We start from the raw sequence: 4,531 nt of genomic DNA on the forward strand, positions 1-4,531 counted from the left end.
CCTGTCGCTGTTTCTTCGGTCATACTTAATACATTTAACATTAACGCTTAAACCTTAAACCTTTAACCTTTAACCTTTAACCTTTAACCTTTAACCTTTAACCTTTAACCTTTAACCTAATATTTTCATACAGACATAAAAAAACCGCTTATTAAGCGGTTTTTTTCTAACATTTACGGGCTATTTTATAACACGTAAATGTGAGCCTTTTTTCTTTTCAGGCTTGGGAGCTGGCGTTTCATCAACTATCTCTGGTGATGAATCGACACTTTCAAGCTCTGGAGCAAAATCGTCTTCGTCCTCTAAAAACTCATCTGCAGTAAAGACTGTGCCTTCGCCATTTTCACGTGCATATATTGCAAGTACAGCCCCTAAAGGCACGTACACTTGCATTGGCTGACCGCCAAAGCGCGCGTTAAAGCTAAGCTGAGTATTATCTAACGAAAACTGCGTAACCGCCGAAGGGCTTATGTTCAATACAATTTGACCATCTTGGACAAACTGTGTTGGCACTTGCACTGCAGGAAAGTCAGCATTAACCACTAAGTGTGGCGTGCATTCGTTATCAACAATCCAATCAAAAAAAGCGCGTAGTAAATAAGGACGATTAGAAGTCATTATAAACGGATCTCACGCTCTGCTTCAGTTAAAGAAGCTTGGAATGATTCACGTTCAAATAAACGGATCATATACTCTTTAAGTTCTTTAGAGCCTGCACCATTAAGCTCAATACCAAACTCTGGTAAACGCCATAACAGTGGAGCTAAGTAACAATCAACTAAGCTAAACTCTTCACTCATAAAGTAAGGCGCTTCACTAAAGATTGGTGCTATTGCAAGCAATGCTTCGGTAAGTTCTTTACGAGCTTGCGCCGCATCAGAGGTGTTGTTAATGATTTTTTCAGCTAGGCTGTACCAATCAGTATCAATACGGTGCATCATTAATCGACTACGACCACGCATGACCGGATATACAGGCATTAGTGGAGGATGAGGAAAACGTTCATCAAGGTATTCCATGATGATGTTTGCCTGATATAAACCAAGCTCACGGTCAATCAGTGTTGGCACTGTGCCGTAAGGGTTAATTTCGTGAAGTGCTTCTGGCAGGTTATCCTTTTCAGCCATATGAATATCTACACTTACACCTTTTTCAGCAAGTACAATGCGTACTTGGTGGCTATACATACAGTTAGCACCAGAAAAAAGGGTCATTACAGGGCGCTTATTGGCAGCTACGGCCATGCCTACCTCCATTAAATAACTAAAACAGCAATAGGGGCTTAAGCCCCTATTGCAAAATTACCTTTAAATATGTTCAAACTTAATGAACATCTCTCCAGTATTCTTTCTTCAGCATAAATGCCAAGATAAATAGGATAATTAAAAATCCGATTACCTTAAGACCTAGCGCTTCCGACTCGAGACGTGTAGGTTCACCTACATACTCTAGGAAATTCGTTAAATCACGAACTGCTTGGTCATATTCATCTACACTTAATTCGCCCGTACCATCTGTTTTTGTACCAGTAATATGAGTGGTTGTTTTACCATCTACTGTTACTTCTTCAGTAATTGCAGTAGGAACACCTTGCAACTCTTGAAGAACATGTGGCATACCCACCGATGGGAATAACGTATTATTTACGCCAAACGGACGAGATTCATCTTTGTAAAACGATTTTAAATAGGTGTAAATCCAATCACTGCCACGCACACGCGCAACGTTGGTTAGATCCGGCGGAGCCGCACCAAACCATTTTGCAGCATCTTCTTTTGCCATCGCGTTAAGGATATGACCACCCACTTTTGAACCATCAAAAATAAGTTGCTCTTGACCAATCTCTGTTGGAATACCAATGTCACGGAAAGTACGTTCATAACGTTGATACTGCATTTGGTGACAACCAAGGCAGTAGTTCATGAACAACTTTGCGCCACGCTGCAAAGAAGGTTGATCAGATATATCGTTACCCGCTTCCATTAGAGGAACTGACGGGCCTGCCGCCATTGCAGGTAACACGTTTACTGATAAAGCAAATAAACCTATTAATAGCTTTTTCATCATTTCGTTAACCTCTCAGGCAATGGCTTAGTTTTTTCATTCTTACTGTAAACGAATAACAGTACGAAGAACATAAAGTAAGTCACAGTACAGACTTGCGAAACAATCGTTTTAAAATCAGTTTGTGGTGTAGCACCAACCCAACCTAAAAGAACGAAAGTAACAACAAAACCTGCAATGTTCCATTTGTGGAAACCACAACGGTAACGAACTGAACGAACCGAACCACGGTCAATCCAAGGTAATAATGCTAGCACGACAATTGATGCACCCATTGCAGCAACACCCATTAGTTTGTCAGGGATTGCACGTAAGATTGCATAGAATGGCGTGAAGTACCAAACAGGGAAAATATGCTCTGGTGTTTTAAGTGGGTTAGCTGCTTCAAAGTTTGGCGCTTCTAAGAAGAAGCCACCCATAGCAGGCATAAAGAACACAACCCAGCAGAACAAGATTAAGAAACCAACCACGCCCACAATATCTTTTACTGTGTAATAAGGGTGGAACGGAATCGCATCAATAATGTCTTTTTTGTCAGTGTAGTATTCATGGAACTTAAATTTAGGCTTATCTTCTTCAGCCACAGTTCCTTTTTTACGTTTGTTATCAATACCGTCTGGGTTATTAGAACCCACTTCGTGTAGTGCAACAATGTGTAAAAATACTAAGATAACAATAACTAATGGCAAAGCAATTACATGTAATGCAAAGAAGCGATTAAGCGTTGCACCTGAAATTACATAGTCACCACGGATCCACAGTGTTAAGTCATCACCAATAACCGGGATAGCCCCGAATAATGAAATGATTACCTGTGCACCCCAGAACGACATTTGGCCCCATGGTAATAAGTAACCCATGAATGCTTCAGCCATTAGGGCTAAGAAAATGAACATACCGAACAACCACAATAACTCACGTGGTTTTTGGTAAGAACCGTAGATCATGCCACGGAACATATGCATGTAAACAACGATGAAAAACGCAGATGCACCCGTTGAATGCAAATAACGTAGTAACCAACCGTACTCTACATCACGCATGATGTATTCTACTGATGCAAATGCACCTTCAGCAGATGGTACATAGTTCATCGTTAACCAAATACCTGTAAGTATTTGATTTACTAGTACTAACATAGCTAGAGAGCCGAAGAAGTACCAGAAGTTAAAGTTTTTTGGTGCTGGATACTGTGCAATGTGCATGTTCCAAACACGTGTCATTGGGATACGGTCGTCTATCCACTCAACAATTTTACCAAACATTAGGCCACCCCTTGTTCTTCGCCCACTAAAATAGTGGTCTCATCAAGAAAAGTATATGGTGGAATTTCTAAATTTAATGGTGCAGGTACCGATTGGAATACACGGCCAGCCATATCAAACTTAGAACCGTGACATGGACAGTAAAAACCGTCATCAGTCCCTTCCACTTTCTCACCAAAGCCACCTTGTAAAAAGCTAGGTGAACAACCTAAATGCGTACAAATACCTACAGCGACAAAAATCTCTGGGCGTAATGAACGGAAATCATTGGTTGATGATTCTAATTGTTGTGGCTCTTGCGATTGCGGATCACGAAGTTGACCTTCATGTTCTTTCATCTGCTCAAGCATTTTTGGGGTCCGTGATACAACCCATACAGGTTTACCACGCCACTCGACACGTATTAATTGTCCTGGCTCAAGTTTGCTGATATCTACTTCTACAGGCGCACCCGCAGATTTAGCTCGCTCACTTGGATTCCAAGACGCAATAAAAGGAACAGCAGCCCCAGCCGCACCAACACCACCAACAACAGAGGTAGCTATGGTTAAAAAGCGACGTCGGCCATTGTCTACAGGCGCATTGCTCATCCACTTATCTCCACTATGATTCTCAACACTTGCTATATTGAGAACATCAGTTACAGCAGGTTAATTTTTCGAATTTTAAAAGAGAAACGATCATAATTAAAACCCTTGTTTAAAACAAGGTTATTCACAGCCTCCTGCTCGAATAAACCTGACTTGCTCAAATAGTTGATTAAGTAAGCTCGAGTATGAAACCAAATGACTATAGTATCGCTTCCGTAAAAACAATTTGTAAACAAGTACAATCTCACCAACTAAGTACAGTAACAACTGAATTTGGCGACATTAAACTCATTCACTTTATTTGCCCGCCAATTGTAGCAAAAAAATTCACCAATTAACTGATGGATTTAAACTAATTGCGATAATTATTTAACTTTTTTTGCGTTAGTCGGTCATTTTTAAGCTTTCGTTCAATAAATACGCATGCTTTGCCGATTCTGATCAAGCTAATGTCGACATTAGTCGTAAAGGGAAAGCTTCTGGGTTCGGGGTTCGGGGTTCGGGGTTCGGGGTTCGGGGTTCGGGTTTGTGGGGTAGGGTGCATGTTTAGGCATAGAGCTTAATTTACCTAGATTTTTCCAATTGCTTTCACACTACTCTAAAGCGAATTCT

5 protein-coding genes are annotated in these 4,531 nt (G+C 40.8%); all 5 read right to left on the minus strand.

Features of this window, described 5'->3' with window-relative positions:
- Positions 1–180: 180 nt before the first annotated feature.
- On the minus strand, positions 181–618 hold the full coding sequence (locus tag CWB78_RS17715) for a ClpXP protease specificity-enhancing factor (protein WP_008110860.1): 438 nt from the start codon (positions 616–618) through the stop codon (positions 181–183).
- Positions 618–1,244, minus strand: a complete 627-nt coding sequence (gene sspA / locus CWB78_RS17720) for a stringent starvation protein SspA (RefSeq protein WP_008110861.1) — start codon at positions 1,242–1,244, stop codon at positions 618–620. Before sspA ends, CWB78_RS17715 begins: the two co-directional genes overlap by 1 nt.
- A gap of 79 nt (positions 1,245–1,323) precedes the next feature.
- Positions 1,324–2,067 carry a cytochrome c1 gene (locus CWB78_RS17725; protein ID WP_041709186.1) on the minus strand — a complete coding sequence of 248 codons (744 nt, stop codon included), beginning with the start codon at positions 2,065–2,067 and terminating at the stop codon, positions 1,324–1,326.
- A complete protein-coding gene (locus tag CWB78_RS17730; RefSeq protein WP_010390662.1) occupies positions 2,064–3,329 on the minus strand; it encodes a cytochrome b in 1,266 nt (421 codons plus the stop codon). The genes CWB78_RS17725 and CWB78_RS17730 overlap by 4 nt, the downstream gene beginning before the upstream one ends.
- Complete coding sequence (gene petA, locus CWB78_RS17735; RefSeq protein ID WP_010390661.1) at positions 3,329–3,919, minus strand: ubiquinol-cytochrome c reductase iron-sulfur subunit; 591 nt, start codon at positions 3,917–3,919, stop codon at positions 3,329–3,331. Before petA ends, CWB78_RS17730 begins: the two co-directional genes overlap by 1 nt.
- Positions 3,920–4,531 lie beyond the last annotated feature (612 nt).

It is taken from the genome of Pseudoalteromonas sp. S1612, from assembly GCF_005887175.1.
GTDB classification, from domain to species: Bacteria; Pseudomonadota; Gammaproteobacteria; order Enterobacterales; family Alteromonadaceae; genus Pseudoalteromonas; species Pseudoalteromonas undina.

Excerpts from the sequence above, each read along its gene's own strand:
- petA (WP_010390661.1), bottom strand. The coding sequence starts at position 3,919 with ATGAGCAATGCGCCTGTAGACAATGGCCGACGTCGCTTTTTAACCATA.
- sspA (WP_008110861.1), bottom strand. The coding sequence starts at position 1,244 with ATGGCCGTAGCTGCCAATAAGCGCCCTGTAATGACCCTTTTTTCTGGT.
- CWB78_RS17715 (WP_008110860.1), bottom strand. The coding sequence starts at position 618 with ATGACTTCTAATCGTCCTTATTTACTACGCGCTTTTTTTGATTGGATT.
- CWB78_RS17730 (WP_010390662.1), bottom strand. The coding sequence starts at position 3,329 with ATGTTTGGTAAAATTGTTGAGTGGATAGACGACCGTATCCCAATGACA.
- CWB78_RS17725 (WP_041709186.1), bottom strand. The coding sequence starts at position 2,067 with ATGATGAAAAAGCTATTAATAGGTTTATTTGCTTTATCAGTAAACGTG.